This window comes from Geobacillus jurassicus NBRC 107829 (assembly GCF_001544315.1).
In the GTDB taxonomy this organism is placed as follows: domain Bacteria; phylum Bacillota; class Bacilli; order Bacillales; family Anoxybacillaceae; genus Geobacillus; species Geobacillus jurassicus.
Genome location: NZ_BCQG01000050.1, coordinates 1 through 24953 on the forward strand (window position 1 = coordinate 1; position 24953 = coordinate 24953).

At 54.2% G+C, this 24953-nt stretch carries 25 protein-coding genes; 7 read left to right on the forward strand and 18 right to left on the reverse strand.

Going from position 1 to position 24953, the window contains the following annotated elements; translation table 11 throughout:
* Positions 1 to 206: 206 nt before the first annotated feature.
* The 10 genes from GJ1_RS13620 to GJ1_RS13665 form a co-directional block, all read right to left on the reverse strand.
* The gene (locus GJ1_RS13620) at positions 207 to 992 is read right to left on the reverse strand and encodes an IclR family transcriptional regulator (protein ID WP_066233518.1); all 786 of its coding nucleotides are present in this window, start codon (positions 990 to 992) and stop codon (positions 207 to 209) included.
* A gap of 155 nt (positions 993 to 1147) precedes the next feature.
* Positions 1148 to 1936: a fumarylacetoacetate hydrolase family protein gene (locus tag GJ1_RS13625; RefSeq protein ID WP_066233455.1), complete on the reverse strand. Its 789-nt coding sequence runs from the start codon at positions 1934 to 1936 to the stop codon at positions 1148 to 1150.
* Positions 1937 to 1942: 6 nt separating this feature from the next.
* Positions 1943 to 3160, reverse strand: coding sequence for an NAD(P)-dependent malic enzyme (locus GJ1_RS13630; protein WP_066233458.1), 1218 nt, complete (start codon positions 3158 to 3160; stop codon positions 1943 to 1945).
* Positions 3161 to 3347: 187 nt separating this feature from the next.
* On the reverse strand, positions 3348 to 5531 hold the full coding sequence (locus GJ1_RS13635) for a malate synthase G (protein ID WP_066233460.1): 2184 nt from the start codon (positions 5529 to 5531) through the stop codon (positions 3348 to 3350).
* A gap of 107 nt (positions 5532 to 5638) precedes the next feature.
* Entirely contained in the window at positions 5639 to 7084 is a 1446-nt protein-coding gene (locus tag GJ1_RS13640) for an FAD-binding oxidoreductase (protein ID WP_066233463.1), read from the reverse strand.
* Positions 7081 to 8442 (reverse strand): (Fe-S)-binding protein, encoded by a 1362-nt coding sequence (locus tag GJ1_RS13645; RefSeq protein WP_157068393.1) that lies wholly within the window; start codon positions 8440 to 8442, stop codon positions 7081 to 7083. Before GJ1_RS13645 ends, GJ1_RS13640 begins: the two co-directional genes overlap by 4 nt.
* Entirely contained in the window at positions 8442 to 9764 is a 1323-nt protein-coding gene (locus GJ1_RS13650) for an FAD-binding oxidoreductase (RefSeq protein ID WP_066233469.1), read from the reverse strand. The genes GJ1_RS13645 and GJ1_RS13650 overlap by 1 nt, the downstream gene beginning before the upstream one ends.
* Positions 9765 to 9945: 181 nt before the next feature.
* Positions 9946 to 10842: an NAD(P)-dependent oxidoreductase gene (locus tag GJ1_RS13655; protein WP_066233523.1), complete on the reverse strand. Its 897-nt coding sequence runs from the start codon at positions 10840 to 10842 to the stop codon at positions 9946 to 9948.
* Positions 10842 to 11639, reverse strand: coding sequence for a hydroxypyruvate isomerase (hyi, locus tag GJ1_RS13660; RefSeq protein ID WP_083510006.1), 798 nt, complete (start codon positions 11637 to 11639; stop codon positions 10842 to 10844). The genes GJ1_RS13655 and hyi overlap by 1 nt, the downstream gene beginning before the upstream one ends.
* 63 nt (positions 11640 to 11702) lie before the next feature.
* A complete protein-coding gene (locus tag GJ1_RS13665; protein ID WP_066233477.1) occupies positions 11703 to 12287 on the reverse strand; it encodes a TetR/AcrR family transcriptional regulator in 585 nt (194 codons plus the stop codon).
* 180 nt (positions 12288 to 12467) lie between these two features.
* On the opposite strand from GJ1_RS13665, the gene GJ1_RS13670 reads away from it, so the two are divergent.
* Complete coding sequence (locus GJ1_RS13670) at positions 12468 to 13355, forward strand: ABC transporter ATP-binding protein (protein WP_066233480.1); 888 nt, start codon at positions 12468 to 12470, stop codon at positions 13353 to 13355.
* On the forward strand, positions 13352 to 14155 hold the full coding sequence (locus GJ1_RS13675) for an ABC transporter permease subunit (protein ID WP_066233485.1): 804 nt from the start codon (positions 13352 to 13354) through the stop codon (positions 14153 to 14155). Before GJ1_RS13670 ends, GJ1_RS13675 begins: the two co-directional genes overlap by 4 nt.
* A gap of 57 nt (positions 14156 to 14212) precedes the next feature.
* Here the strand turns inward: GJ1_RS13675 and GJ1_RS13680 are convergent, their stop codons facing one another.
* The 4 genes from GJ1_RS13680 to cysK all read right to left on the reverse strand — a co-directional run bounded on the left by GJ1_RS13680 (position 14213) and on the right by cysK (position 17281).
* On the reverse strand, positions 14213 to 14851 hold the full coding sequence (locus tag GJ1_RS13680; protein ID WP_066233488.1) for a Bax inhibitor-1/YccA family protein: 639 nt from the start codon (positions 14849 to 14851) through the stop codon (positions 14213 to 14215).
* 78 nt (positions 14852 to 14929) lie between these two features.
* Positions 14930 to 16000 (reverse strand): AbrB family transcriptional regulator, encoded by a 1071-nt coding sequence (locus tag GJ1_RS13685; RefSeq protein WP_373278043.1) that lies wholly within the window; start codon positions 15998 to 16000, stop codon positions 14930 to 14932.
* Between the two features lie 76 nt (positions 16001 to 16076).
* Positions 16077 to 16346: a hypothetical protein gene (locus GJ1_RS18415; protein WP_157068395.1), complete on the reverse strand. Its 270-nt coding sequence runs from the start codon at positions 16344 to 16346 to the stop codon at positions 16077 to 16079.
* Between the two features lie 11 nt (positions 16347 to 16357).
* Positions 16358 to 17281, reverse strand: a complete 924-nt coding sequence (cysK, locus tag GJ1_RS13695; protein WP_066233493.1) for a cysteine synthase A — start codon at positions 17279 to 17281, stop codon at positions 16358 to 16360.
* A 227-nt stretch (positions 17282 to 17508) separates the two neighbouring features.
* Here cysK and GJ1_RS13700 point away from each other — a divergent pair, with 227 nt between their 5' ends.
* Positions 17509 to 18612, forward strand: coding sequence for a histidine kinase N-terminal domain-containing protein (locus tag GJ1_RS13700; protein WP_066233496.1), 1104 nt, complete (start codon positions 17509 to 17511; stop codon positions 18610 to 18612).
* Positions 18613 to 18656: 44 nt separating this feature from the next.
* On the forward strand, positions 18657 to 19013 hold the full coding sequence (locus GJ1_RS13705; protein ID WP_066233498.1) for a hypothetical protein: 357 nt from the start codon (positions 18657 to 18659) through the stop codon (positions 19011 to 19013).
* A gap of 67 nt (positions 19014 to 19080) precedes the next feature.
* On the opposite strand, the gene GJ1_RS18725 is transcribed toward GJ1_RS13705, so the two are convergent.
* Positions 19081 to 19221, reverse strand: coding sequence for a hypothetical protein (locus tag GJ1_RS18725; protein WP_167346124.1), 141 nt, complete (start codon positions 19219 to 19221; stop codon positions 19081 to 19083).
* 102 nt (positions 19222 to 19323) lie between these two features.
* Positions 19324 to 21300, reverse strand: coding sequence for an electron transport protein (locus GJ1_RS13710; RefSeq protein ID WP_066233501.1), 1977 nt, complete (start codon positions 21298 to 21300; stop codon positions 19324 to 19326).
* A 157-nt stretch (positions 21301 to 21457) separates the two neighbouring features.
* Between GJ1_RS13710 and GJ1_RS13715 the strand changes: the two genes are divergently transcribed.
* The 3 genes from GJ1_RS13715 (at position 21458) to GJ1_RS13725 (ending at position 23410) form a co-directional block, all read left to right on the forward strand.
* The gene (locus GJ1_RS13715; RefSeq protein ID WP_066233504.1) at positions 21458 to 21643 is read left to right on the forward strand and encodes a DUF892 family protein; all 186 of its coding nucleotides are present in this window, start codon (positions 21458 to 21460) and stop codon (positions 21641 to 21643) included.
* A 21-nt stretch (positions 21644 to 21664) separates the two neighbouring features.
* The gene (locus tag GJ1_RS13720) at positions 21665 to 21955 is read left to right on the forward strand and encodes a spore coat protein (RefSeq protein ID WP_066233506.1); all 291 of its coding nucleotides are present in this window, start codon (positions 21665 to 21667) and stop codon (positions 21953 to 21955) included.
* A 93-nt stretch (positions 21956 to 22048) separates the two neighbouring features.
* Entirely contained in the window at positions 22049 to 23410 is a 1362-nt protein-coding gene (locus GJ1_RS13725; protein ID WP_066233509.1) for a S8 family peptidase, read from the forward strand.
* A gap of 172 nt (positions 23411 to 23582) precedes the next feature.
* Here the strand turns inward: GJ1_RS13725 and GJ1_RS13730 are convergent, their stop codons facing one another.
* Positions 23583 to 24158, reverse strand: a complete 576-nt coding sequence (locus GJ1_RS13730; RefSeq protein WP_066233514.1) for a YitT family protein — start codon at positions 24156 to 24158, stop codon at positions 23583 to 23585.
* 157 nt (positions 24159 to 24315) lie between these two features.
* Positions 24316 to 24486, reverse strand: a complete 171-nt coding sequence (locus GJ1_RS13735; RefSeq protein WP_020959661.1) for a twin-arginine translocase TatA/TatE family subunit — start codon at positions 24484 to 24486, stop codon at positions 24316 to 24318.
* Positions 24487 to 24953 lie beyond the last annotated feature (467 nt).

The window sequence follows — 24953 nt, forward strand, 5'->3', positions numbered from 1 at the left end:
CACGCTGCAAAGAGGCGATCCCCTCCCCTTTGAACCCGGCAAGTGGATATGTGTCAGGGCCAATCGAGCGGCAGCGCCTTCAAGAATATCCAAGCGATTTTTTGGAAAACGGGCCGCCTTCTTTCAACCTTCTCCGTCAAGGAGGCATCCACATGAACCGAATCGTTGGCTGGTTATTCTTTTTTGCACAAAAAAACGTCCAGCCGTTACAGCTGGACGGAATGGGCTGAACGATAGCCAAGCCTTGCCGACAATTCTTTGCCGATTTGGCGCATGCGCACAGCGAGTCCTTTGATGCGGTCATCTGTCATGCGGATCGTCGGGCCGGAAACGCTGATTGCCGCGACGACGCCGCCGGTATAGTCAAAAATCGGAACGGCCACGCAGCGGATGCCGTACTCGTTTTCTTCCAAGTCAAGCGCATACCCGTTTTGCCGGATAGTCTCAAGCTCACGAAAAAACGTCTCGCGGTCGGTGATCGTCCAATCCGTATGCTTTGGCAGTCCTTTTCGGTCCACGATCTCCGCAGCCACCGCCGGCGGCAAATAGGCCAAAATCGCCTTGCCAACTGCCGTGCAATGCATCGGCGCCCGCTTACCGACTTTTGAGTGCATGCGCAACGTCTCCGTTCCTTCCAATTTTTCAATATAAATGACTTCCCCTTGGTCATAGACGACAAGATGGATGACCTCGTTCGTTTCTTTTTCAAGCTGGCGCAAATATGGCTTCGCCTCTTGACGCAAATCAATGGAATCGAGCAGCTTCGAGCTGAGCTCTAAAAACTTGTACCCAAGCTTATACCGCTCCGTTTCCGGATGTTGTTCGATATAACCGTATTGGGCGAGCGTCGTTAAAATGCGGTACACCGAACTTTTGTTGATGTCCATTTGTCTGGCGATTTCCGTAACGCCCAGCCCATCCTTTTTCCCGCTGACGATGTCGATGATTTGCAGCGCCCGGCGGACAGATTTGACCATGTTTTCTCTTTCCATCGCATTCACCTCGATTTGTTCTCTCCGCTCGCCATTATACACGAACGGCCGGGCTTTTGCAGGTGAGCGGCGCGGCGCTGCCGTCAAAACGGAATGCTTTGACCGCTGGCACACCTGATGCTTTGCTTCTTTGGCGCAAGGATGCCGCGGGTTCGTTATGAGCGTCGGATGGAAACGGCCGGCGCTTTGGCGGCGACAAACGTATTGCGGAGCGTACCGATGCCGTCCACTTCGCATTCAATGACCGTCCCTGGACCGACGAGCTCGGCGCCGACCGGGCTTCCGGTTAAAATGACGTCACCTGGCTGCAACGTCATAACATGGGACAAATACGAGATCATTTTACTGATCGAAATGATCATCAACTCAGTCGGACTGTTTTGTTTTTCCTCGCCATTGACCCGCGCTTTCACCGATACGGCCCGAGGATCAAGCTCTGTTTCAATGACCGGGCCAAGCGGGGTGAATGTATCAAACGATTTGCCGATCGTCCAATGGCCGTCCGGGTGGAAAAACTGCGGCGCGGTGACATCGTTGGCGACCGTATAGCCAAAAATATGCGCCCATACATCTTCCTCGCTTACTTGCTTCGCTTCTTTGCCGATCACGACCGCCAGCTCGGATTCAAATTTCACTTCACCGGCCGCGCTTGGAATGACAACCTCCGCTTCCGGCCCGACGACGGATGAAGATGGTTTAAAGAAAAAGACGGGAATGTCCGGCATTTCAGCCGGCAGCTGTTCATGGGAAGCCACATAGTTGGCGCCGATGCCGATCACATGGCGCGGCGCAAGCGGCGCCAAAAGCGAAACACGATCATAGCGGAATACATTTCCCGTATAATCCCAATCAGCAAACATATTTCCTTCGATTTCGCGGATCACTTCATCGTTCACCACACCGGCGCGAATCGCGCCGTCGGCGAGAAAACGAACAAATTTCATCGGCAGTTACCCCTCTCTGACACGATCTTGTTCCTCGTCTTTTTCCTTGATTCGAGCCACCCCTGTCTCAATGGCGGCGCGGGCGACGGCGGAAGCCACCGCTTCGACAACACGCCGGTCAAACGGGTTCGGGATGACGTATTCCTCGGTCAACTCTTCCGGCTGGATCAGCCCGGCGATGGCTTCGGCGGCGGCGATTTTCATCGCCTCATTAATTTGCGTCGCCCGCACATCGAGCGCTCCGCGGAAGACGCCGGGGAACGCCAGCACGTTGTTCACTTGGTTTGGCAAATCCGACCGGCCAGTCGCTACAATGGCAGCCCCAGCGGCTTTCGCTTCATCTGGCATGATCTCGGGCACCGGATTGGCCAAGGCGAATACGATCGCCCTGCGGTTCATCGTCCGAACCATCGCTGGCGTCAACGCCCCGGCGACTGAGACGCCGATAAACACATCCGCACCTTGAATAACTTCCGCCAGCGCCCCGGAGACGCGGCGGCGGTTCGTTTGCCGGGCGATTTCTTCCTTGATGGCGTTCATCCCATGCGGGCGTCCTTCGTAAATGGCGCCTTTCGTGTCGCACATAATCAAATCGCCGACCCCGATTGACAACAACAATTTGGCGATCGCCACCCCAGCAGCGCCAGCTCCGTTGATGACAACCCGGCAATCGGCGAGCTGTTTGCCAACGACTTTTAAGGCGTTCGTCAGCCCGGCGGCAACGACGATGGCTGTGCCGTGCTGATCGTCATGAAACACCGGAATCGCCATCTCTTGGCGAAGCCGCTCTTCAATGACAAAGCAGGCGGGAGCAGCAATATCTTCCAAATTGATGCCGCCAAACGCCGGTTCAAGCAACTTGACCGTTTGAATGATTTGTTCCGGATCTTCGGTATCGAGGCAAAGCGGCACAGCATCGATGCCCGCAAACGCTTTGAACAAGGCTGCTTTTCCTTCCATCACTGGAAGCGCCGCCCGCGCGCCGATGTTGCCAAGCCCAAGCACCGCCGTGCCATTCGAGACGACGGCGACAAAATTGCCTTTGATCGTATAGTTGTAAATTTCATCATAGTCCGTGTAAATTTCTTTGCACGGCTCGGCCACTCCCGGCGAGTAAATGACGCTTAAGTCATGCGCATCCATGACGGGCACTTTCACTTCGACGGATAGTTTTCCTCTTGCCTGTCGATGAACAAGCAACGCTTTTTCCCGCAAATTTTTCATCGCTGATCCCTAGCTACTAACCTTACCCCATCCCCTTGTGCCGCCTTTTGTGCTGCTTTGCCTTTGACAACCGGCCAGTAGTAACTAGGAGTTGCCTCCTTTCTTTTTATTTTCCTAATTTTCTGATCAAAATAGATAGGAAGGAACAAGGGCGCCCGTCCCTTGTTCCTTATGCCGCTTTCGGTGCTTATTGCTCAATAGCGGCAAATTTCGCTTTCGCTTCTTGACGGCGGCGGTGCAAAATCGGCTCCGTATAGCCGTTTGGCTGTTCATAGCCGAGGAAAATAAGGTCGCACGCCGCTTGAAACGCCACCGAATCATCGTAATTTGGCGCCATCGGGCGATAGTTCGGATCGCCGGCGTTTTGTTCGTCAACGACTTTCGCCATCCGCTTGAGCGTCTCGAGCACTTGCTCTTTCGTGCAAATGCCATGATGGAGCCAGTTGGCGAGAATTTGGCTCGAAATGCGAAGCGTCGCCCGGTCTTCCATGAGACCAATGTTATGGATGTCCGGAACTTTCGAGCAGCCGATTCCTTGGTCGATCCAGCGGACGACATAGCCTAAAATACTTTGGCAGTTGTTGTCAAGTTCTTCTTGAATTTCTTCCGCTGTCCATTGCGGATTGTCAACGACAGGAATTTGCAAAATGTCGTCGCGGTAATCGGCCCGCTCGTTCGCCAGCTCGCTTTGCACAGCGGCGACGTTCACTTGATGGTAATGCAGGGCATGGAGCGTGGCGGCTGTCGGCGACGGCACCCATGCCGTGTTGGCGCCGGCTTTCAGCTGCGCTCCTTTTTGCTTCAACATTTCCGCCATCAAGTCCGGCATCGCCCACATTCCTTTGCCGATTTGCGCCCGTCCGCGGAAGCCGACGGCAAGCCCGACGGCGACGTTCGATTTTTCATACGCCTGCAGCCAAGTCGATGATTTCATATCGTTTTTGCGCAGCATCGGCCCCGCTTCCATCGACGTATGAATTTCGTCTCCGGTCCGATCGAGGAAGCCGGTGTTGATAAAAATGATGCGGTCGCGCACTTGGTAGATGCAGTTTTTCAAGTTGAGCGACGTCCGGCGTTCTTCATCCATCACGCCGATTTTAATCGTGTTGCGTCGAAGGCCGAGCATATCTTCGACGCGGTCAAACAGCTCGTTGGCAAACGCCACTTCGGCCGATCCGTGCATTTTCGGCTTGACGATGTAAATGGAGCCTTTGCGCGAATTCAAGTAACGCGTATTGCCGATGAGCGAATGTTTCATAATCAAGCTTGTAATGACGGCGTCCATGATCCCTTCATGCACTTCTTCGCCATTGGCATGTAAAATAGCGTTGTTCGTCATTAAGTGTCCGACGTTGCGCACGAACAGGAGGGATCGGCCTGGCAGCACGAGCTCTCCGCCATCCGGCGTTTTGTATACGCGGTCCGGATTCAACGCGCGCGTCATCATTTTGCCGTTTTTCTCAAATGTCGCCGTCAAATCGCCTTTGACCAAGCCAAACAAGTTGCGGTAGACGAGCACTTTGTCTTCGGCGTCAACAGCCGCCACTGAATCTTCGCCGTCCATGATCGTCGTGACCGCCGCTTCCAACACGATGTCTTTCACGCCGGCTTTATCCGTTTGTCCAACCGGATGGTTGCGGTCGATTTGAATTTCAATGTGAAGACCGTTGTTTTTCAACAACACCACTGCCGGGTTTTGCGGGTCGCCTTGGAAGCCGACAAATTTTTCTGGCTCCTTCAACCCCGTCGTCACGCCGCCTTCGATTGTCACGACAAGCTGGCCATCAACAACCGCATATTGAACAGCATCTTTATGGGAGTATTCCGCCAGCGGCACTGCTTCATCCAAAAACTTCCGTCCATAGGCGATGACTTTCGCCCCGCGCACCGGGTTGTACGACGAACCGCGCTCGGCGCCGTCTTCTTCGCTGATGGCATCGGTACCGTACAGCGCATCATACAAGCTGCCCCAGCGGGCGTTGGCGGCGTTTAACGCATAGCGGGCGTTCGTCAGCGGAACGACGAGCTGCGGCCCGGCTTGCACCGCAATTTCGTCATCGACGTTATCCGTTGTGATTTCAAAATCCTCGACTTCTGGCTCCAAATAGCCGATGTCCGTCAAAAACGCTTTATATTCGTTAAAATCAAAACGGCCGCGATGCGCTTTATGCCACTCATTCAATTTTTCTTGAATTTCGTCGCGGCGGGCAAGCAATTCTTTATTGCGCGGCGTCAAATCGACAATGAGCGCGCCGAAGTCGCGCCAAAACTGATCTTGATCCAGCCCGCTGTTCGGCAGAAGCTCCTCGTTGACAAAATCGTACAGCACTTTGGCGACTTGGATGTTCCCTTTTTGTACATATTCGCCCATCGTCCTCTTCCCCTCTCTTGTTTCTTATTACGAAACATTGTTTCTTAATAACTCTAAAAAGATGATAGCATGAAACGAAATGGCTGACAATCATTTTCACAAAATTTTTATTTCACTGTCGACGGCATCTTTGTCTCTACACACCGCCCCGGCGTTGGGAACAGCTTGCCGGCGTTGAGCAAGTTTTTCGGATTAAATACATCGCGAATCGCTGTTTGCGCCAAAATCTCTTCATCAGTGAAAATGAAGCGCATCTCTTCTTTTTTCTCAATGCCGACACCATGTTCCCCTGTAATCGATCCGCCGACCGCCGCGCACGCCTTGAGGCATTCGCTTCCGGCGGCAAGCGCCCGCTCCGTCTCCCCGGGCTTGCTTGCATCAAACAGCACAAGCGGGTGCAAATTGCCGTCGCCGGCGTGGAAAATGTTTGCGATTCTAAGTCCATACTTGCGGCTGATGTTGGCGATTTCCCGCAGCACTTCCGGCAGACGGCTGCGCGGAATGACGCCGTCTTGCACTAAATAGTCGGGCGAAATCGCCCCCATGGCGCCAAACCCGGTTTTCCGGTTTGCCCACCAGCGGGCCCGCTCTTCTTCCGACTGGGCGACTTTCACTTCACGCACATGATGGCGTCGGCAAATCGCCAAAATATCGTCGATTTGTTCGTCGATCCCGGCGGAAATGCCGTCCACTTCAATAAGCAAAAGCGCCGCGATGTCTTTCGGATGCCCGACCGGAAACGCGGCTGCTTCGACCGCCTCGATGGCCGTTTGATCCATCATCTCAAGCGCCGCCGGCACGATCCCGGCGGAAATGATGTCGGAAACGGTCTGGCTCGCGTCTTCCACTTCATCAAAATAGGCGAGCACCGTCTGTTTCGCCTCCGGATTTTTCAGCAAGCGGACGGTAATTTTCGTCACGATGCCAAGCGTCCCTTCCGACCCAGTCAACAGCCCGAGCAAATCATAGCCGGGCGGATCGGGAACGCCGTTTCCGCCGATTTCAATCACTTCGCCGTTTGGCAAGACGACTTCAAGCCCTAAAATATGGTTCGTCGTCACCCCATATTTTAAGCAGTGGGCGCCGCCGGCGTTTTCAGCGACGTTGCCGCCGATCGTGCAGCAATATTGGCTTGACGGGTCGGGCGCATAGTAATAGCCGCGGTGGGCGACGGAGTTCGTCAGCTTCAAGTTGACAAACCCCGGCTCGACGACAGCGCGTCGGTTTTCGAGATCGACGTGCAACAGCCGCTTCATCCTTGTTAAGCTGATGACGACTTCGCCATTCAACGGAATCGCTCCGCCGCTTAACCCCGTACCGGCGCCGCGGGCGAGAAACGGCAAATCATGTTCATGGCAATATCGGACGACCGCCGCCACTTGCTCCGTGCTTGTCGGAAACACGACCGCCTTCGGCAAATGGCGATGGACGGTAAAGCCGTCGCAGTCATACGCCATCAAATCTTCTTTCCGGTATAAAATCGCCCGTTCCCCGACGATGCGGGCGAGCGCCTGAATGTGCGGGTCGTTCGTTGCAATGGACCGTTTTCTCATATGCGCACGTCCTTCCCTTCTTCTTTTTGGTACGCCCAATCCAACAGCTGCACCGTATGGACGATTTTCTGGTTTCGTCCATGTTTCATGACGCCAAGCGCCATTTGCAACATGCAACCCGGGTTGCCCATCGAAATGAGCTCCACATCTTGCGGTACGTTTTGCATTTTGCTCTCTAAAACGGCTTGCGCCATCTCTGGATGGGTGAGGTTGTAAATCCCCGCGCTGCCGCAGCAACGGTCTGCGTTTGGCATGGCGACCATTTCCACCCCCGGAATGCTTTCGATCAAAGCGCGCGGTTCTTTGCGGATGCCTTGGCCGTGGGCCAGGTGACACGCATCATGATACGTCAGGCGCACGTTCAATTCCGCTTTCGGCGGTTTGAAGCCGGTGTCATGCAAAAATTTCGACACATCCTCGACCTTCGCGGCAAATCGCTCCGCTTTTTCATGCCATTCCGGATCGTTGCGGAACAGTTCCGGATATTCTTTCAACATGCAGCCGCAGCCGGCGGCATTGACGATGATATAGTCAACATCTTGAAACGCTTCGATATTCTGCTTGGCGAGCTTCCGGCCCGTTTCGCGGTCGCCGGCGTGAACGTGAAGCGCGCCGCAGCACGTTTGGTTCGGCACGATGACGACATCGTTGCCGTTATGGGTCAATACGCGGATCGTCGCTTCGTTAATGTCGGAAAACATCACGTCCATGACGCAGCCGGTCAAAATGGCGACTGTCCGTTTCGTTTCCCCCTTCGCCTTAATGAGCGGCTGATGTTTATACTTTCTCCGCACCGGCGTGCCAACCGAAGGCAAAATCGCTTCCATTTCAGCCAGGTGATCAGGCATCATCCGCAGCATTCCGGTTTTGCGCGCTAGCGTCTGCAAACCGCTTTTTTGGTACAGTTTCAGCAGGCGGCCGAGCCAATCGAGGCGCGACGGATGCGGAAAAATGCCTTTTAAGAAAACGTCGCTGACAAGCGCTTTCCAACCGGCAAGCGGCACCGCCTGGCGAAGCTGGCCGCGCACTTGTTCAATGAGCCCACCGACATCGACATCGGCCGGACAGGCCGTCGTGCAGGCGCGGCAATCCAAGCATGTAAAAATCGGATCGAGCAAATCGGGCGTCAACTCAAGCTTCCCCTCGCCGACTGACTTCATGAGATGAACGCGGCCGCGCGGGGAGTGCTGTTCTTCGCCCGTTTGTTCGTATGTCGGGCATGATTCCAAACACATTCCGCAATGGACGCAATCGGCCCACTTGCTCGGGTCAGGCAAATCGCCAAACCGATAGTTGCCAAGGCTCGCGGTCGCACACGCCGGGCTGTCCGCCCGTTCATTCGTCATCGTGCTCATCATTAAATCCCCCCGATAAAGCGTTGATCGTTGATCGTTTTGTTCGGATCGATTTTCCGCTTAATGCCTTCAAGCAAGAAAAAGTACGACGGCTTCCCGCCCCAGACGTCGATGCGTTGGCGGAGCGAAAACGGCAAATGTTTCACGATGGCGTAGCCGCCGAGGCGAACCGCCGCTTGGCGCAGCTCCTCCATTGCGGCCAACACCCCCTCTTCGCTGCCGTGCACATACGCCTGGCAAAGACCGTGGCCCAACCCGCCGTGCGCCTCGATGCGGACATGGCAACGGTCAGCAATTAAAACACTTTCACGCAAGATGGAGAGCACATCCAGGTTGACGACGCCGATTTTCACCGCTGCTTCAATCCCGTTTTCCGCCTGCGCCAGACGCCCGTTCGGCGCAACCGTATTAAACGTCCGCCAAAACGCCGCCGCCTCTTCCCCAGCCAAGACGGCCATCTCGGCCGCTTTCGGCCGCAGCCGTTCGACCCATTGCTCCTGGTAATGGACGGCGTTTTCCACATCTTCAAACCCAATCGCAAGCGTATAGACCGGCCGTCCCGTCAGCCGTTCAGCAAGCGTCGGGTTGAACAGTTCAAAACAAACCGGCTCCATCATCGTGTCAAGGAACGAAACAGCAAACGAACGGATGTCATGAACATCGCCGCTTGGAAACGACAACAACACAACGCTTTCATATTTCGCCAGCGGCCGGAGTTTTAACGTAATCTCGCTCAGCACGCCGAGCGTCCCCATCGCTCCAATGAACAGCTTGTTCATATCGTAGCCGGCGACGTTTTTCACCACTTTGCCGCCGGAGCGGATGACGGTCCCGTTCGGATAGACGATGCGCAAGCCGATGACCGAATCGCGCGCCGACCCGTAGCCAAGCCGCTTCGGCCCGCTGTCGTTCGCCGCAATGACCCCGCCGATCGTCGCTTCGTCCGGCCAAAACGGGTCCAAGGCGACCTTTTGCCGATACGGAGCAAGCGCGCGCTGCAAATCGCCGAACACCGTCCCCGCTTTGACGGTAACGGTCATATCGGCAGCCGCATGTTCGACAATGCCGGCGTAGTGCTCCAATGACAGCAAAATGTCCGCCTGCTCCCGCTGCCCGCCGAATCCCCGCTTTGTGCCGCGGCCGGCGATGAAGACTTTTTTGCCGCTTTGGTCAGCGTAGCGGAGCACCGCAGCGATTTCTTCCTCTGCTTGCGGATAGACGGTCACCGCCCCATCATTGCCGAGCGGATGGAAAGAGTCATTTCGCTTGATTTGTTCCGGATGCAAAAACTCCTGCAATTCCTCAATCCATGTCAATGAAAGCATGGGCGTCCCCCTTTTTGTTCCGTAATAAGAAACAATGTTTCTTTTTATCTTCAAAAAAAGAGAACCGCTTGAACCGTTTTCTTCGTCAGGCGGCGCCCTCCAGAGAGGGCGCTGCTACTTCTATTAAACCATCGCTCATCCATTTTTTCAACGAATTTTTCGAATTCAGCAACCATTTTGTTCATTCTGTCTCTTTCACGACCACTCCGACCCGCCGCTCGAGCGGCTGAATGACCGCTGACATATCCAAATCGGCAAGGCCTGCGGCGATCGCTTCGGCGAACGCTTCTTCCGCTTGGACACCAAGGCATCGGCCGAGTCCGACTCCGTCCATCAACTCATTCGCCAAGCGCACATCTTTATGTACGTATTTGACCGCTCCGCCGGGTGCGAATTGACGCGGCAACACGAACTGCTCCATATGGCGCCGCAGCATTCGGCTGTCGCCGTAGCTTTCTTTTAACAGCCGGTACAGCTTCCCGGCATCCAGCCCGTAGGCAGTGCCGGCGACCATCGCTTCCGCTGCAGCGACAGAATGAACGGCGACCAAATATTGGTTAATTACTTTTGCCGCACTGCCCGCGCCGCTTTCCCCTAAATACTCAACCGTTTTTCCTAACACGCTAAGCAGCGGACGCACCCGCTCCCACGCTTCTTTCGCTCCGCCGACCATGATCGTCAGCGCCCCTTGCTCCGCCCCTTCCGGACCGCCGCTCACCGGCGCGTCCAAATAATCGACGCCACGCTCATCAGCGCGCCGAGCGACAAACCGGCTTGTTTTCGGACCGACGGTCGTAAAATCAAGGCAAATCGTCCCCGGACGGGCCGCGCTAAGGACGCCTCCTTCTCCCGTATATACGTCGATCACATCATCCGGCATTGATAAACAGGTGCAAATGACGTCAGATTCGCTGGCCAGCGCCGCAACTGTCTCCGCCTGCCGAGCGCCGAGTTCGAGAAGCGGCGCTGCTTTTTCCGGCGTGCGGTTGTACACCGTGACGTTGAATCCCGCTTCAAGCAACCGGCTGGCCATGCGCGAGCCCATTACACCCAACCCAATAAAGCCGATTCGGGTCATCATCGGTCACCTCCTTTCGTGCCGCTCCGATATTCATCATACCAAGAAAAGCTTTCGCTGCTTTCCCCTGACGGAATGTACTCAAGCCCAATCGCTCCATTGTAGCCGCACTCTTGCAAAAACGAGAAAATCTCGCGATACGGAAGCTCTCCCGTCCCCGGCTCGTGCCGCCCAGGGGCATCGGCAAATTGCACATGAGCAATGAGCGGGGCATAGGCGGCAAACGTCGACGTCACATCGCGCCCGAGCCGCGCCATATGGTACACGTCATACTGCAGCTTCACGTTCGACCGGCCAAGCTCGCGAATGATCGCCGCGGCTTCGTCGATGTCAGTTAAAAAGTAGCCCGGCATATCAAACGGATTGATCGGCTCAATCATCAGCGTCAAACCGTGAACAGCCAGTTCGGCGGCCGCTTCGTCAAGCCGACGCATATACGTCTCCTTCGCCCGCTCCCGCGGCACGTCGTTCGGCACGATCCCGGCCATGCAATGAAGACGCGGCGCGCCAAGCGCAAGCGCATAACGCACCCCCTCTTCAAGGGAACGGCGAAATTCGTCATGGCGGTCAGGAAAAACGGCGAGCCCGCGCTCCCCCTTCTCCCAATCGCCAGCCGGCAAATTGATCAGTACAAGGGATAGCTCAAGCTGTTCTAGTTCATCTGCGATCGCTTCAGGCGCCGCCGCATACGGGAACTGGCATTCAACGTGCGAAAACCCATGCCGCTTCGCCTTAGCAAACCGGGCGAGAAACGACGCTTCGGTGAAAATCGTTGAGACATTGACGGCAAACTTCATCATGAGGCTCCTTTCTTCTCCATTTCTTTCTCTTATTCGCGCCCCCCTTTGCCGATTCCTGCCTCACCGCGTTTCACCTTTAATGCCGTAAAAAAACAGCCGCACCATCTCTTCGACCAATCGCTCGCTGTAGAAGGAAGAAAGGATTTTTTCAGACAGTTCCCGCCATCCATTCAAATAAAGCAACAACGCCTCGATCGATAAACGCGGGTCGACCTCCCCTTTTTCTTGGGCTTGGCGGATCATTTCGACCACAAGCGGCAGCACCCGCGTTTCATATAATCGTTCAACCAAACGGCGGAATTCTTCATCCTCCTGCATCAGACGCTGTACAATGTTGACTCGGCCTTCCTTAAACATGTTCACCTTTTGAAAGATCGTATGTTTCACCTTTTCTTCAAACGAATGATCCTGTTTCGAAAAGGCCTCAAACTCTTCCACTTGCCGGATCACATCATCCATGAGCGTTTCGCGGATGAGATTCTCTTTGCTCCCGAAATGATTGTAGATCGTCACCGGCGACACATGGGCCCGTTTGGCGATTGCTTGGATCGTTATCTCGCGTGGATCGTTCGTTTGCAATAGCTGCAACACCGCCTGCTTGATCGCCTGCTTTTTTTGTTCCGTCCGCCTCGCAAAGCCGTTCATCGAGTACCACCTTCCGCTCCGTTTTTCTTTATCTTATCTTATTCTACCGCTAAATATAATGAAATATAAATAAAAACAAATTACAAAATTCATTGATGAACCACCAAATAATGAAGTATAATAAAAATGAAATATTTAAACATAAATATTTCAAAAATTGATTCCAGGGGAGATCATGCCATGATCGAACTGCAACAGTTAACCAAAGTGTTTCCGAACGGCAAAGGGATTTTTGACGTCACCTTAACCGTCCGGCAAGGAGAAGTATTCGGATTTTTAGGGCCGAACGGCGCGGGAAAGTCCACGACGATCCGGCACTTGCTTGGATTTCTGAAACCGACGAAAGGGCGCGCTTCCATCAACGGGTTCGACTGTTGGCGAGAGTCCGTCCGCGTGCAGGCTTCGGTCGGCTATTTGCCCGGTGAAATCGCTTTTCCTGAAGGAATGACTGGGATGGAGCTGCTCGATTTGCTCGCTGGGATGCGGCGGATGAACACGACGCGCCACCGTGACGAGCTGATTGAACGGCTGCAATTGGATGTCCGACTCCCGATCCGGAAAATGTCCAAAGGAACAAAGCAAAAAGTCGGCCTTGTCGCGGCGCTCATGCATGAACCGGACGTCATCATTCTCGATGAGCCGACATCCGGCCTCGACCCGCTCATGCAACAAACATTTATCGATCTCATTCGCGAAGAAAAACAAAAAGGAAAAACGATCTTTTTGTCTTCGCACATCTTTCCCGAAATCGAGCGGACGTGCGACCGAGTGGCGATCATGAAAGACGGCCGCCTGATGGCGGTCAATGACATCCATGAACTGCAATCGATGCAGCGGAAGCTGTTTGACGTCATTTTGGCCCGCGAAGAGGATGTCGCAAGGCTTCTCGCGTCGCCGCTGGAGATCATCCGCCATGCCGGCCGCCGCGTCTGTATCGCGGTGCAAGGAAACTACGATGCCTTCATCCACGAGCTAGCTCAATGCAAGGTGCAAAGCCTCGATATCCATGCGCAAAGCTTAGAAGACATTTTTATGCATTACTATGACCGCCGGGGGGATGAACGATGAATGGTTCCTTATACAAGCACATGATCAAAGCGCAGGCGAAAACGATCGTCAGCTATTCGGTCGGCTCCGCCTTTTATATTGCGCTGATTGCCGCCATCTATCCATCGTTGGCCGATTCCGAAGCCATCAAAAATTATCTTCAACAGCTGCCGGATCAACTTCTGAAAGTGTTCAACATCACCGGCATGGGCAATCTGCTCGAATTCATCGCTGGAGAGTATTACGGGCTGCTGTTTATTTTGATCGGTTCGATTTACTGCATTACCGCCGCCAATCAACTGATGGCGCGGCCCATCGACCGCGGCTCGATGGCGTATTTGCTCGCGACGCCGAATTCCCGGCGAACGATCGCCTTTACTCAAGCGCTCGTGCTGCTCACGGGATTAGCGGCCATCGTCGTCTCGACAACGGCGGCCGGTTTTGCCGCCGATGCATGGCTAGTCACGGACGATGCCCTTGATCGGGAACGGTTTCTCGAAATCAATGTCGTTGGGTTCCTTCTCTTTTTCGCCATTAGCGGCTATTCGTTTTTCTTTTCCGCCATGGCCAATGACGAAAAACGAGCGCTGTCTTTATCGGGAGGGGGCACCGTTCTGTTTTATAGCTTCGACCTCATCGGCAAGCTGACCGAGAAAGCGGAATGGCTCCGGTATGGGTCGATCTTTGCCGCATTCGAACCTGGAAACATCGCCCAAGGCCAAGTCGAATGGCTCCCTGTCTGCCTGCTGTTATTGGCGATCGGCGCCATCGGCTACACGGCGGGGATTGGTTTCTTTGCCAAACGCGACTTGCCGCTTTGATCAGGTGCGCCGGCATTAAAAAAGGGCTGCTCCTTTGGGTGCAGCCCTTTTTGGCGCTCAATCTTCATCGCTGGCGAAAAAACGCAAAATGTACACGAACAAATTGATGAAATCAAGATAAATATTGACGACGATCACCGGGATGTCCGCTTCTGTAAAGCCGTAGCGAACGAGGCGGTTGATGTCGTAAATCGTAAAGCCGAGAAAAATCAAAATCCCCAAAGCGGCGATGCCCATTTGCCCGACACTTGAGAACGGGATGAACCATTGGATGATCAACAAGCCAAGGAGCGCAAACGCTCCGAGCATTAAAAACCCGCCGAGGAACGAAAAATCTTCTTTCGTTCTCGCCGCGTAAATCGCGACGCCGGAAAACGACACGACGGCCAGCGCAAACGCCTTGAACACCGCTGCAGCGCCGATCATGGAAACATAATAGCCAATGAGCGGATAAAGCGTCGCCCCTGAGACAAACATAAAGGCAAACATGAGCGGATAGCCGACGGCTTTTTTCACCCGGGCGAACATCATGACCAAAAGCAAAATCAACTCCAACACAGCCAATGGTAAGTACATCCCGGCCGGCACCCATTGCCCGGCATACAGGCCTGCGGTCGCTACAGCCAGCGCTGCTAAAAAGGAAAACGCCAACTTTGCCACCGGGCTATGCGAACGGTAAATCGTCGAATGGTTCATGGCAACCCCCTCCTTTTTCTTTCTAGTTTAACATATATTTGGCTCTTGTCACAGCCCCTTCTTTTTGGTTGCCGCTGATCATATTGACCGTCCTCCATGCCGGGCAGGCTGCCGTTCAATCCGTTGAAACCAACGGGCAGAGAACAGTTTTTTCAGCGCCGGCGGGACGACAAACAAAATGAAAAAAATGCGGAACATTTGATAACTCGTGACAATGGCAAGGTCGGCAGTTGCTTCCTGCGCCAAAATTCCCATTTGATCCATGCCGCCCGGCGCCAAGGCGATGAACGCCGTCAAATACGGCACGCCGTGCAGAGCCGTTAACACAAACGCCGAAGCCATGGAAAACAAAATGAGCGCCAACCCGGTTGCCACAGCCGCCAGCATGACTCTTCCCTTTTCTGCGATGCGGGCTGGCTTAAGCATTAAACCGAGGTAAGCCCCCATCGCGATTTGCGCCACGTCCAACAGCAGCGCCGGCAAATGCGGCGCCGGCGCCCCGGCAATGACCAGGGCCGATGTTCCGATGATCGGGCCGAGCAAATAGGCGGTCGGCAGTTTGATGCGCCTTCCGATGAACGCGCTGGCGACAGTGACGACCAAATACAGCAAAACAAGACCGACGCTCCAATCCGGCTCTTGTCCGCTTCCGAAGCCCGCCCCCGCCCCGGCGCCGCCGGAAAAGAACGGGCCTAAGGCGATGAGCGGGACGAGAAAAACGACGCCCATCAGGCGCATCACTTGAAAAAACGTGACGATCGTTGCATCGACCCCATCGAGCTCCTCGCCCAACACAAGCATTTGCGACAATCCGCCGGGGATGCTGCCGGTGACGATCGAACGGAGCGGAATCCCCGTCCATCTTGCCACAAGGCAAGAAACGAGGAAGCTGAACAACAAAATCAACACCGTCGCCAACAGCATCGCCGGCAGCTGCCGTCCCATCTCCATCAATGTCTCCGCCGTCATCGATGTCCCTAACGTATAGCCGATCGGAATAAGCCCAGCGTTCCGGATCGAAATCGGCCAATACAATGTTCCTTTCAAAAAGCGCCCCGCTGTGAGGATCGCCGCGGCGGGGCCCAGCACCCAATGGAGCGGAACACCGAGCAATGCAAACATCCATCCTCCAAATGACGCAATCGCCATCGTTAAAGCAATGCGCACGACGCAGCTCCATCCTTGTCGTCCTTCCAAAGCCAAGCCGAACACTTCCTCTCCCAATTTAGTGAACTGCTTCCGTCCGTTGAACAATCCTTTCGCCTACAACAATCAATTGTTGCAGCGGCTGTACTTGGCGGCCGGTTTTATCGATCGCGGACGGCGGCGCGAAGGCAGGAAGGAGCGGCAGCTTTTGCTCTACTATCCGCTTTCTGCAAGCTAAGAAATACCCAAACAAAAACATTCCTCTCCTTTTTGGCGGAGAGGAATGCTTGCCTTCCCATGCATGGCAAAGGGCGGACAGTGCAGCCAACAGCTCGCTTTTTTCGCCCATGAGCCGTCCGCTTAATCAGCGAATAAATCGGATGACAAATACCGCTCACCGGAATCAGGCGCCATGCAAAGGACGCGCGCTCCTTTTGGCAGCTGTTTCGCCACTTTGATGGCGTGATAAGCGCTCGCTGCCGCGGAGGCGCCGACGAAAATGCCTTCCTTCGCCGCGAGCTGGCGGGCCATCTGCTGGGCGTCTTCATCTTTAATCAAAAAAATGTCGTCGTAAATCGAGCGGTTTAAAATTTTCGGAATAAACCCAGGACCGGTGCCAGGAATTTTGTGCGGCCCCGGCTTGCCGCCCGACAAGACGGGCGAGCCGTACGGCTCGACGACGTAAATGCGCAAATTCGGAATGCGCTTTTTCAGCTCCTCTCCTGTTCCGGTCACTGTCCCGCCGGTGCCGGCCGTCAACACGAACGCATCGAGCCGCCCGTCAAACGCTTCGTAAATTTCCACCGCAGTGGTATGCCGATGCGCATCCGGATTGGCCGGGTTTTCAAACTGCATCGGGATAAAGCTGTCAGGGATTTCGCGAGCGAGCCGGTTCGCCTCATCAATCGCCCCTTGCATCCGCTTCTCCGCCGGCGTCAAATGCACCTCGGCCCCGTACGCCTTTAAAATTTTCACCCGTTCGACCGTCGCGTTGTCGGGCATTGTAATGATGCAACGGTAGCCGCGGGCGGCGCACACCATCGCCAGGCCGATGCCGGTGTTGCCGGACGTCGGTTCGATGATCGTGCTTTTTCCCGGCGCAATTTTCCCTTCCGCCTCGGCGCGGCGGATCATTTCCCAAGCGGGCCGGTCTTTGACGCTGCCGCCCGGGTTGAACGATTCAAGCTTCATATATACATCTGCGCCGTTCGGATCAGGAAGGCGCCGCAACTTCACAATCGGCGTGCCGCCGATCAAATCTAAAATCGAGTCATACAATTTCATGACCGTCCCCAACCTTTTGTGAAATATTTGTTTGCCTCATTCATTATAAACGATTTTTCTTTTTTCGTTCAAACTGTCCGTCCCGCCTGCAGTTACCGGGCGTTTTTCCAATCGTCTATTAGTAAAAGAAAACTCGTTTGATCCGATCGATGGCGATTTCCCCTCTGTTCTAGTTCGATATTCCCCCTTATAATAAAAAATGAACGACGGAAAGCGAGGTGACTTTTTTGGCATCTGCCGCACAGCAGCTCGTCACCCATTTGGAAACCCATTTGCCGAACTTTCTCGCCTATTGGCGGCAGCATATGAAAATCGCCGACGATGACAAATACATTGACCGCGTCGAACAAAACGGCTTAGCAGTATTTGAGCTCGTCAAAGGAGCCCTGCTGCGGTCGCTATCCGGCGAGACGGTCGAACGGTTAGCCAACAAAATCGCCAAAGAGCGGGCGGAAATGAACGCCGGCATCGGCGCCCTCGTCTACAACGTCAACCTCGGGCGGCGGCTCGTCATCAACCACGCGTTGACCGCGCCGCTGTCGGTCACAGAGTTGGCCCCGCTCATCGACCATTTGAACGAGCTGTTTGATCAATTTTTGTTTCAGGCGGTCACGAAATACAGCGAGCTGAAAGAAAACGAGCTGCGCGAGAAAAACATGCTCATTGCCAAGTCGCATCAAGACCGGCTGACACTTCTTGGGCAAATGTCATCGAGCTTTGTCCATGAGTTTCGCAATCCGCTTACGGCTGTTATCGGTTTTATTCAATTATTGAAATTTGAGCATCCGCATCTTCCGTACTTAGACATTATCGACCATGAGCTGCAGCAGTTGAAATTTCGTATTTCACAATTTTTGCACGCCTCGCGCAAAGAAATAGCCGAAGGCGAAAAGGAGACGTTTTCGCTGTGCCAGCTGCTTGAGGAAATCATAGAATTTTTATATGCCACGATCGTCGACAGCGATGTCGACCTTTCGATGGCGATCGACGAGCCAATACATATGTTTGCCTATAAAGATCAGCTGCGCCAAGTGCTGGTGAACATTTTGCTTAACTCGATCGAAGCGGTGAAAGAGAAAGAAAAACCGCGGCAAATCCACATCGCCGCCCACCGCCAAGACGAAAACATCATCATCGAAATCGCCAACAACGGCCCGGCCATCCCTGCTGACATTGTTGAAACGATCTTCGAGCCGTTTTTTACGACGAAAAAACTCGGGACCGGCATCGGCTTATACATTTGCAAAAAAGTCATCGAAGATCACGGTGGAGACATCTGCTGTTTTTCCGATGACAACGTGACGACGTTTTCCATCCGCCTTCCTGCATAACAAGCAGCAGAAACGGGCACAATGGATGAAAAAAGGTGATGCTGATGAAACCGTCTTGGAAAAACTGGTTGGAGCAGGCAGCAGGCGCCATCCGCGAATGGCTGGAGCGGGAATCCCATTCCTTCGCCGAACTCGCCGAACTCATCCGCCATCATCCGGATACCGTCCGGTCAGAACGCACGTGGCTCGGCTTGACATACCGGTTCTACTCGCTGGCCGTAAACGGAGCGACATTGAAAATGGAAACGAAAGTCACCCGCGAAGGCAAGGAGCGCATCTTGTTTTTATCGCTCCATGCTCCGCGGACGAAAGCCGCTGTCTACCGCGCCTACGACGAAGACGGCGATTTGACGGATATCGTCGCCACTCCGCCGCTCGCTGAGAAAACCGCACCGGTTTGATCACGGCGCGGTTTTTTATTTTGACCGAAACGCCTCGCTTTCGAGCGAAGCGGAGACGAAAAACATGTCAACCTTTGATGCCTTGCAGCCATTCTTGGTAACATTCTGGGCAAAGCGCCTCTTCACGTTCTTCGCCATTCGCATGGAACGACACGTAATGCACTTTGTCATCGCACTCGCATTGGCAGTAAAAACACGTCTCGTTCATTGCTTTCCCCCCTTGCGTATTAGTGTGGGCCGCCAAGCGGCGGCCCGTTGCAAGGGAATTGCTCCCATCGCGCCGGGCGGCGTGTACAGCCGCCTGATCCGTTCAGCGCGATGGGAGAGACAACAAATAGTCTAAGACCGCTTCTTGCTCTTCTTTCGTGAATCCGGCCTGGCGGTCGATCCAATACCGATGTCCGGCGCCCGTCACATGCACTGCCTTCAAAGCTGGATCGGCAGCGTTCGCGGCAATGACGCGCTGGCGCCATGTCCGGTCGATCAACGCCCGTAAGCTGTTGCGCGCATCAGGAGCAACGCCTTTTCCAACCGTATCTGAAAGCCCAAGTTCCCCGTTCGGCCCGACGGCCACACCCCCATCGTGCAAGTACGGGGCGCTCCAGGCAAGCCCGATGAGGCTTGGCACTTTATACCCCCCCGGTGAATCACCGTGAGCGAAAGCAAGCCGGATTTGTTCCGGGTCTAAATGATCGGTCGGCACTTTCAATACTTTCGCTCCTTTCGGAATCGGCACCGGCGTATTCGGAGCGTAGATCACCGCCTCCCCGAACACGTTCTCTGTCTTTTTCAGCGCCTGGGCCCGCGACGGCTCGGTGCCGATCACATTGGCGGCGATGACGCGGTTGTTCGTTAAATACGCCCCCGCATGGCAACGGATGCAACCGGCGCGGACAAACACCTCTCTTCCTCTCGCCGCCCGCTCCTCGTTGATCCGTTCGTTTGGCGGCGGAGGATTGAGCGTATTTTGCCAAGCGGCCACGGCATTGTTTTGCTCATTAAAACGGTAGCCTGGCTCGCTGACGACGAGCCCGTCCGGAGCGGCAAGCGAGACTTTCGGAAACTGCGGCGGGGCGACAAGCTGGTTGACGCCAACCGTTTTCGGCGTCGGGTCGACTTTGGCAAAAAAGACGGACGGTTTTTCTTTCATCGTCGGCCGATAACGAAACCGCGGATTGGCGGCGTTTTGCAAAATCGTGCCAATATACACTTCTTTGTCAATGCCAAACAGTTCTTGGCTAATTTCTGCCTGCGCGAGCGAATCGGCGTTTTGCGCATGCACGTTGTTGCTGAAAGCGGCCAAGCCATGGAATGAGCCGGCGGCGGCAAAGCCGCTCCACCCGTACGGATGGTCGCCGCGCGTAAACGAATCCGGAATTTGCGCCGGATTCGCTTTCATATCGATCGTCGAATCAAAATTGCCGCGCGGCCAGCTGGCAAAAATGCGATCCACGTCCCGCTCAAGCCGCTTCGGATCCGGCAGCGCCGCTTTGCGCCCGTGCGAATCGATGATTTCCCGATCCAACGAACGAATGTATTGCTTTAACGAACTAATATTGGCATGGGTAAAATAAGCGGCGGAATTCGTCGCCAATGCCATGAGCATCCCGGCATTCAAATCGTTGTTCGGCGCCCCTTCCACCACTTTTTTCGTCACTGGATCGACGGTCGCATGGCAGGCGGCGCAGCTGATGCCGACGCGCACGCGGCCGCCGTCGGTGACGATCGGCATCCCGAGCGGCAAGTATGACCCTTTTGGGACATCGATGCCGGTGTCGATCAACTCGCCTTTTTTATATGTGCGGCCGCCGATCGTCACATCTTCGGCAAGCGGCACGCGCAAATTCGTCGTCCCTTCTCCTTTTAATGCGACAATGGCTTTGGCCATATTGACAAGCGTCAGCGGCCCGTCGACAATGCCCATGATGTCGGTCAAAAACACTTCATTACCGAACGTTTCTTTATAAAACACGTCTTTGCCAAGACGAAGCAACCGGTCATCGACGACAACCGCCCCTTCCTCTTTTTGCAGATGCCCGTTTTTGGCCGACAACGCTTGGATGCGGCTGTCATCCGCTGCGATCCATCGCCCCCACACATCGATTCCAATCCGTTTGCTCGCTTCATACGGCGCAATATCGCTCCCATCCGGCACAAACGCATACTCGCCTCGGCGCAAAAGAAGAACAGCCCCGGCAGCCAAAAGAAGGAGAACAGCAATGCTTAGCACAATGACTGTTTTTCTCACCCGTTTACCCACCTCCTTCATGAAATGGATTGCGCCCATAGTATGCCCCGCTCTAGGCAAAACTTGAGCACGCGGTCCTCCTTCTTTTCCCGATTGTCGCGACCGCTCGAAGCGCCATGGCCCACTTTTTCCATCGTTCCCCATCAATACAGCAAACAACCGGGCACATACTATGTCACGGAAGGTGGTGAGAGGAATGAACGCGACAGGAACACATGAAATGCTCGAATTGCATGAACTGCTTATGTTTAAAAACACCTGTCTTGCCAAAAGTGCGGCCATGCAGCAAATGGCAAGCGATCCGCAATTAAAATCGCTCATTCAACAAGACATGCAAAAGACACAGCAACACATCCGCGACTTGCAAAACTTATTATCGTAAATGGAAAAAGGAGGAACAATGATGCAGGCAACAATGACGCCAACCGGCGTATTGAACGACCAAATGATTGCCGCTGACTGCCTCATCAGCGCAAAAAATGCCATTAAAGGATGTGCAATGGCGATCGCTGAAGCATCGACTCCGCAAGTGCGCAACACGTTAAAACAACAGTTAAGCGATGCGATCGCGTTTCATGAGCAAATCAGCCAATATATGGTCAACAAAGGGTATTACCATCCGACCAACGTCCAAGAACAGCTGCGCATCGATCTGCAGACGGCGCAGCAAGTGCTGCAATCGGTCGGCCGCTGAACGTACAAATGGGATTCGCCCTCTGCAGGGGAATCCCATTTTTCATGATTTGCCCGCCATTCGCTCATCCTAACAACGAAGGAGGTGAACAGCGTGAAACGCCGATACCGAATATGGGCCGCGGCCAGCGCGGTTGTTGCTCTACTCGTTGCCGCAGCCGCCTTAGGGCGACCGGCTCCAGAAGAAAACGCCCCGGCTCCGCCTCGGCTTAAGCCGTTTGACACCGAAGACGCGCCCGCCCATCCGACCGTTGTCGCGTTGGACAGCCTAAGTGCAGGCGAACGGCTGAAACAGCAGCTGAACGAGCACCCGCACATTCGGGAAATCCGCCATAACCGCCGCGGCGATCGAAGTCATTATTTTTCAAATGAGATCGCTGTCCGTTTTCGGGCATTGCCATCAGAAAGCCGCCTTCAACAAATGGAGGCAGCCATCGCCGGCCAGCTCATCAAGCAGGTCGATCACGTGTTTGTGTTCCGCTCGCGCAGGCAAACGTATGAAGAGATGCGCCGCTATTTCCACTCTCTTCCGATTGTCGATTATTGCGAACCGAACTACATTTACATGCAACACGAGTTGAACAAGCCGGTGCCGATGCCGAACGATTCGTTTTACGCCCGTTACCAGTGGAACTTGCCGGCCATTCATACGGAAGCTGGTTGGACGCTGTCGCGCGGCAAGCGGAATGTGCCTGTCGCCATCATCGACAGCGGGGTCGATTTGACCCATCCCGATTTAACCCGCCGCCTTATCGGCGGATATAACGTATTGGCAGACAACCGCTCTCCGAACGACGAAAACGGCCATGGCACCCATGTCGCCGGCATCATCGCCTCACAGCCGAACAACGGCGAAGGAGTCGCCGGCATGACATGGTTCAACCCAATCATGGCAGTCAAAGCATTAAATGCGGACGGCTATGGAACAAGCATTGATGTAGCGAAAGGAATTCGTTGGGCGGTCGACCACGGGGCAAAAGTCATCAACTTAAGCCTTGGCAACTACCAACCGTCCTCGGTGCTCGAAGAAGCGATCCGCTACGCCGACGCTCATGATGTCGTGCTTGTCGCCGCTTCCGGCAATGACAGCACGTCGCAGGCGAGCTTTCCCGCCGCCTATCCAGAAGTGATCAGCGTTGGGGCTGTCAACCCGGATCTTTCCTATGCGCTTTATTCCAACTACGGCGACTATGTGGACGTCGTCGCGCCTGGAACGAACATCGCCAGCACGTTTGCCGGCCACCGGTACGCCGCGCTTTCCGGCACATCGATGGCCGCGCCGCACGTCACCGCGCTCGCCGCCTTGATCCGCTCCATCAACCCGCGGCTTTCGAACGATGAAGTGCGCGACATTATTCTCGAAAGCGCTGACGATTTGGGGGAGAGAGGAAAAGATCCGTATTACGGCTATGGGCTGATTAACGTCTACCGCGCGCTTGAGCTCGCCAAGCGATAACCGGTGCTTCACAATAAGGCAGCCTCTTTGCCAACGACATTGGCGCAGATCTTCCTGACAGCAAACGTCAAAACGGCTGCCGCCGAACCACCCGCATAAACAGGTGGTGATACATCTTTCTATATAGACGTGCTTTATTTTTCGCTGAAACGAAAAACGATGGGGATTCGGGCTATACCCCCATCGTTTTTTCGCGCGTCAACATCGTCGTCACAGCCCCGACGACCGTGACGACGACAAGCGAGTGGACAAACGGCACGGAATCGATGACGATGCTTCCGGCTGAAATAATGCAGGCGTCAATGATAAAAATGACCACCCCGACGTTCCAGTTCGTCAGCCTGGCGATAAACTGGGCGAGCAAGTCTGTTCCGCCCGTGCTTGTCTCCTCGCGCAACATCAAGCCGATGCCCGCGCCGACGAGCATCCCGCCGATGACCGCGCTTGGAAGCGGATCCAACACGATCACGCCGCGCAAAACGGACAATACGTCAATCATCCATGATGAAAATAAAAGCCCGTGCAAGCTGTTGTAAAAAAACGGGCGGTAATAAAACCAGGCCGCTACATAAAGCGGGACGCTTAAGACGATCATCGTCAACCCCGCCTGAACGTGCCACACGTATTTGGCGATCAGCCCGAGCCCGATCATCCCCCCATCAAGCAAATGGTGAGGGACGAAAAAGACGTTGATGCCGACGCCAAGGAGCAGGCTGCCGACGATGATCGCCGCCATTTTTTTGATCATCATGAACCCCTCCGCCACCGACCTTATCCCAGCAGGCCAACATGCCTCCATAATATATGTATATGACCCTTCTCGGCAGAGCTTGTCTCTTTTTTGCGGCGGAGGAACATGGCCGACAAAGCAAAAAATAAGAGGCTAGGCCTCTAGACCCAACCCCTTATTTTTGCGCTTTTGTCGCCTCGTCGTCATCGATGATGCCTTTTGTCGCGTTTTTGAATTCGCGCAGCGTTTTTCCAGCCGCTTGTCCTAACTCCGGCAGCTTTTTCGGCCCGAAAATGAGCAAAGCGAAAAAGACGATGAGCGCAATTTCTCCAAAGCCGATGTTCATGTTGGTCACTCCAATGGTAAACGTTGTTTTCTTCGATCATTATACCATATGGCAACGAGGGTTGCCACTGTCTTTCACCTTTCATTTTCCCAAGCCGGTAAACCGTTTTCCCTCCATCGGCATGTACGCATTCCTTGCATAACATTCACTTCCACCAATGCAAAAAACAGTTATCTTTCTATTGACAAAAAAATGAAATAATTATATCCGAATATATAAAAATTACTAAAAAGGGGTGTCAATGTGAAATATGGTATTCTCAAACTTTTCCTCATCATTATTTCCTCAACCCTTATATTGCTAACTAGTTGTGGCAGACTCGAAGACTCGTCAACTAAAATGAAGGGAGAACAAAGAGAAAACGAAATTGGCAAGTGACGAAAAAGCTGCTCGTTCCGTATGTTCTGTTTCAGCTGCTGTATTCGGTCTACTACTTTTTCTTGTATGACAAACAGTCGCTGGAGCTG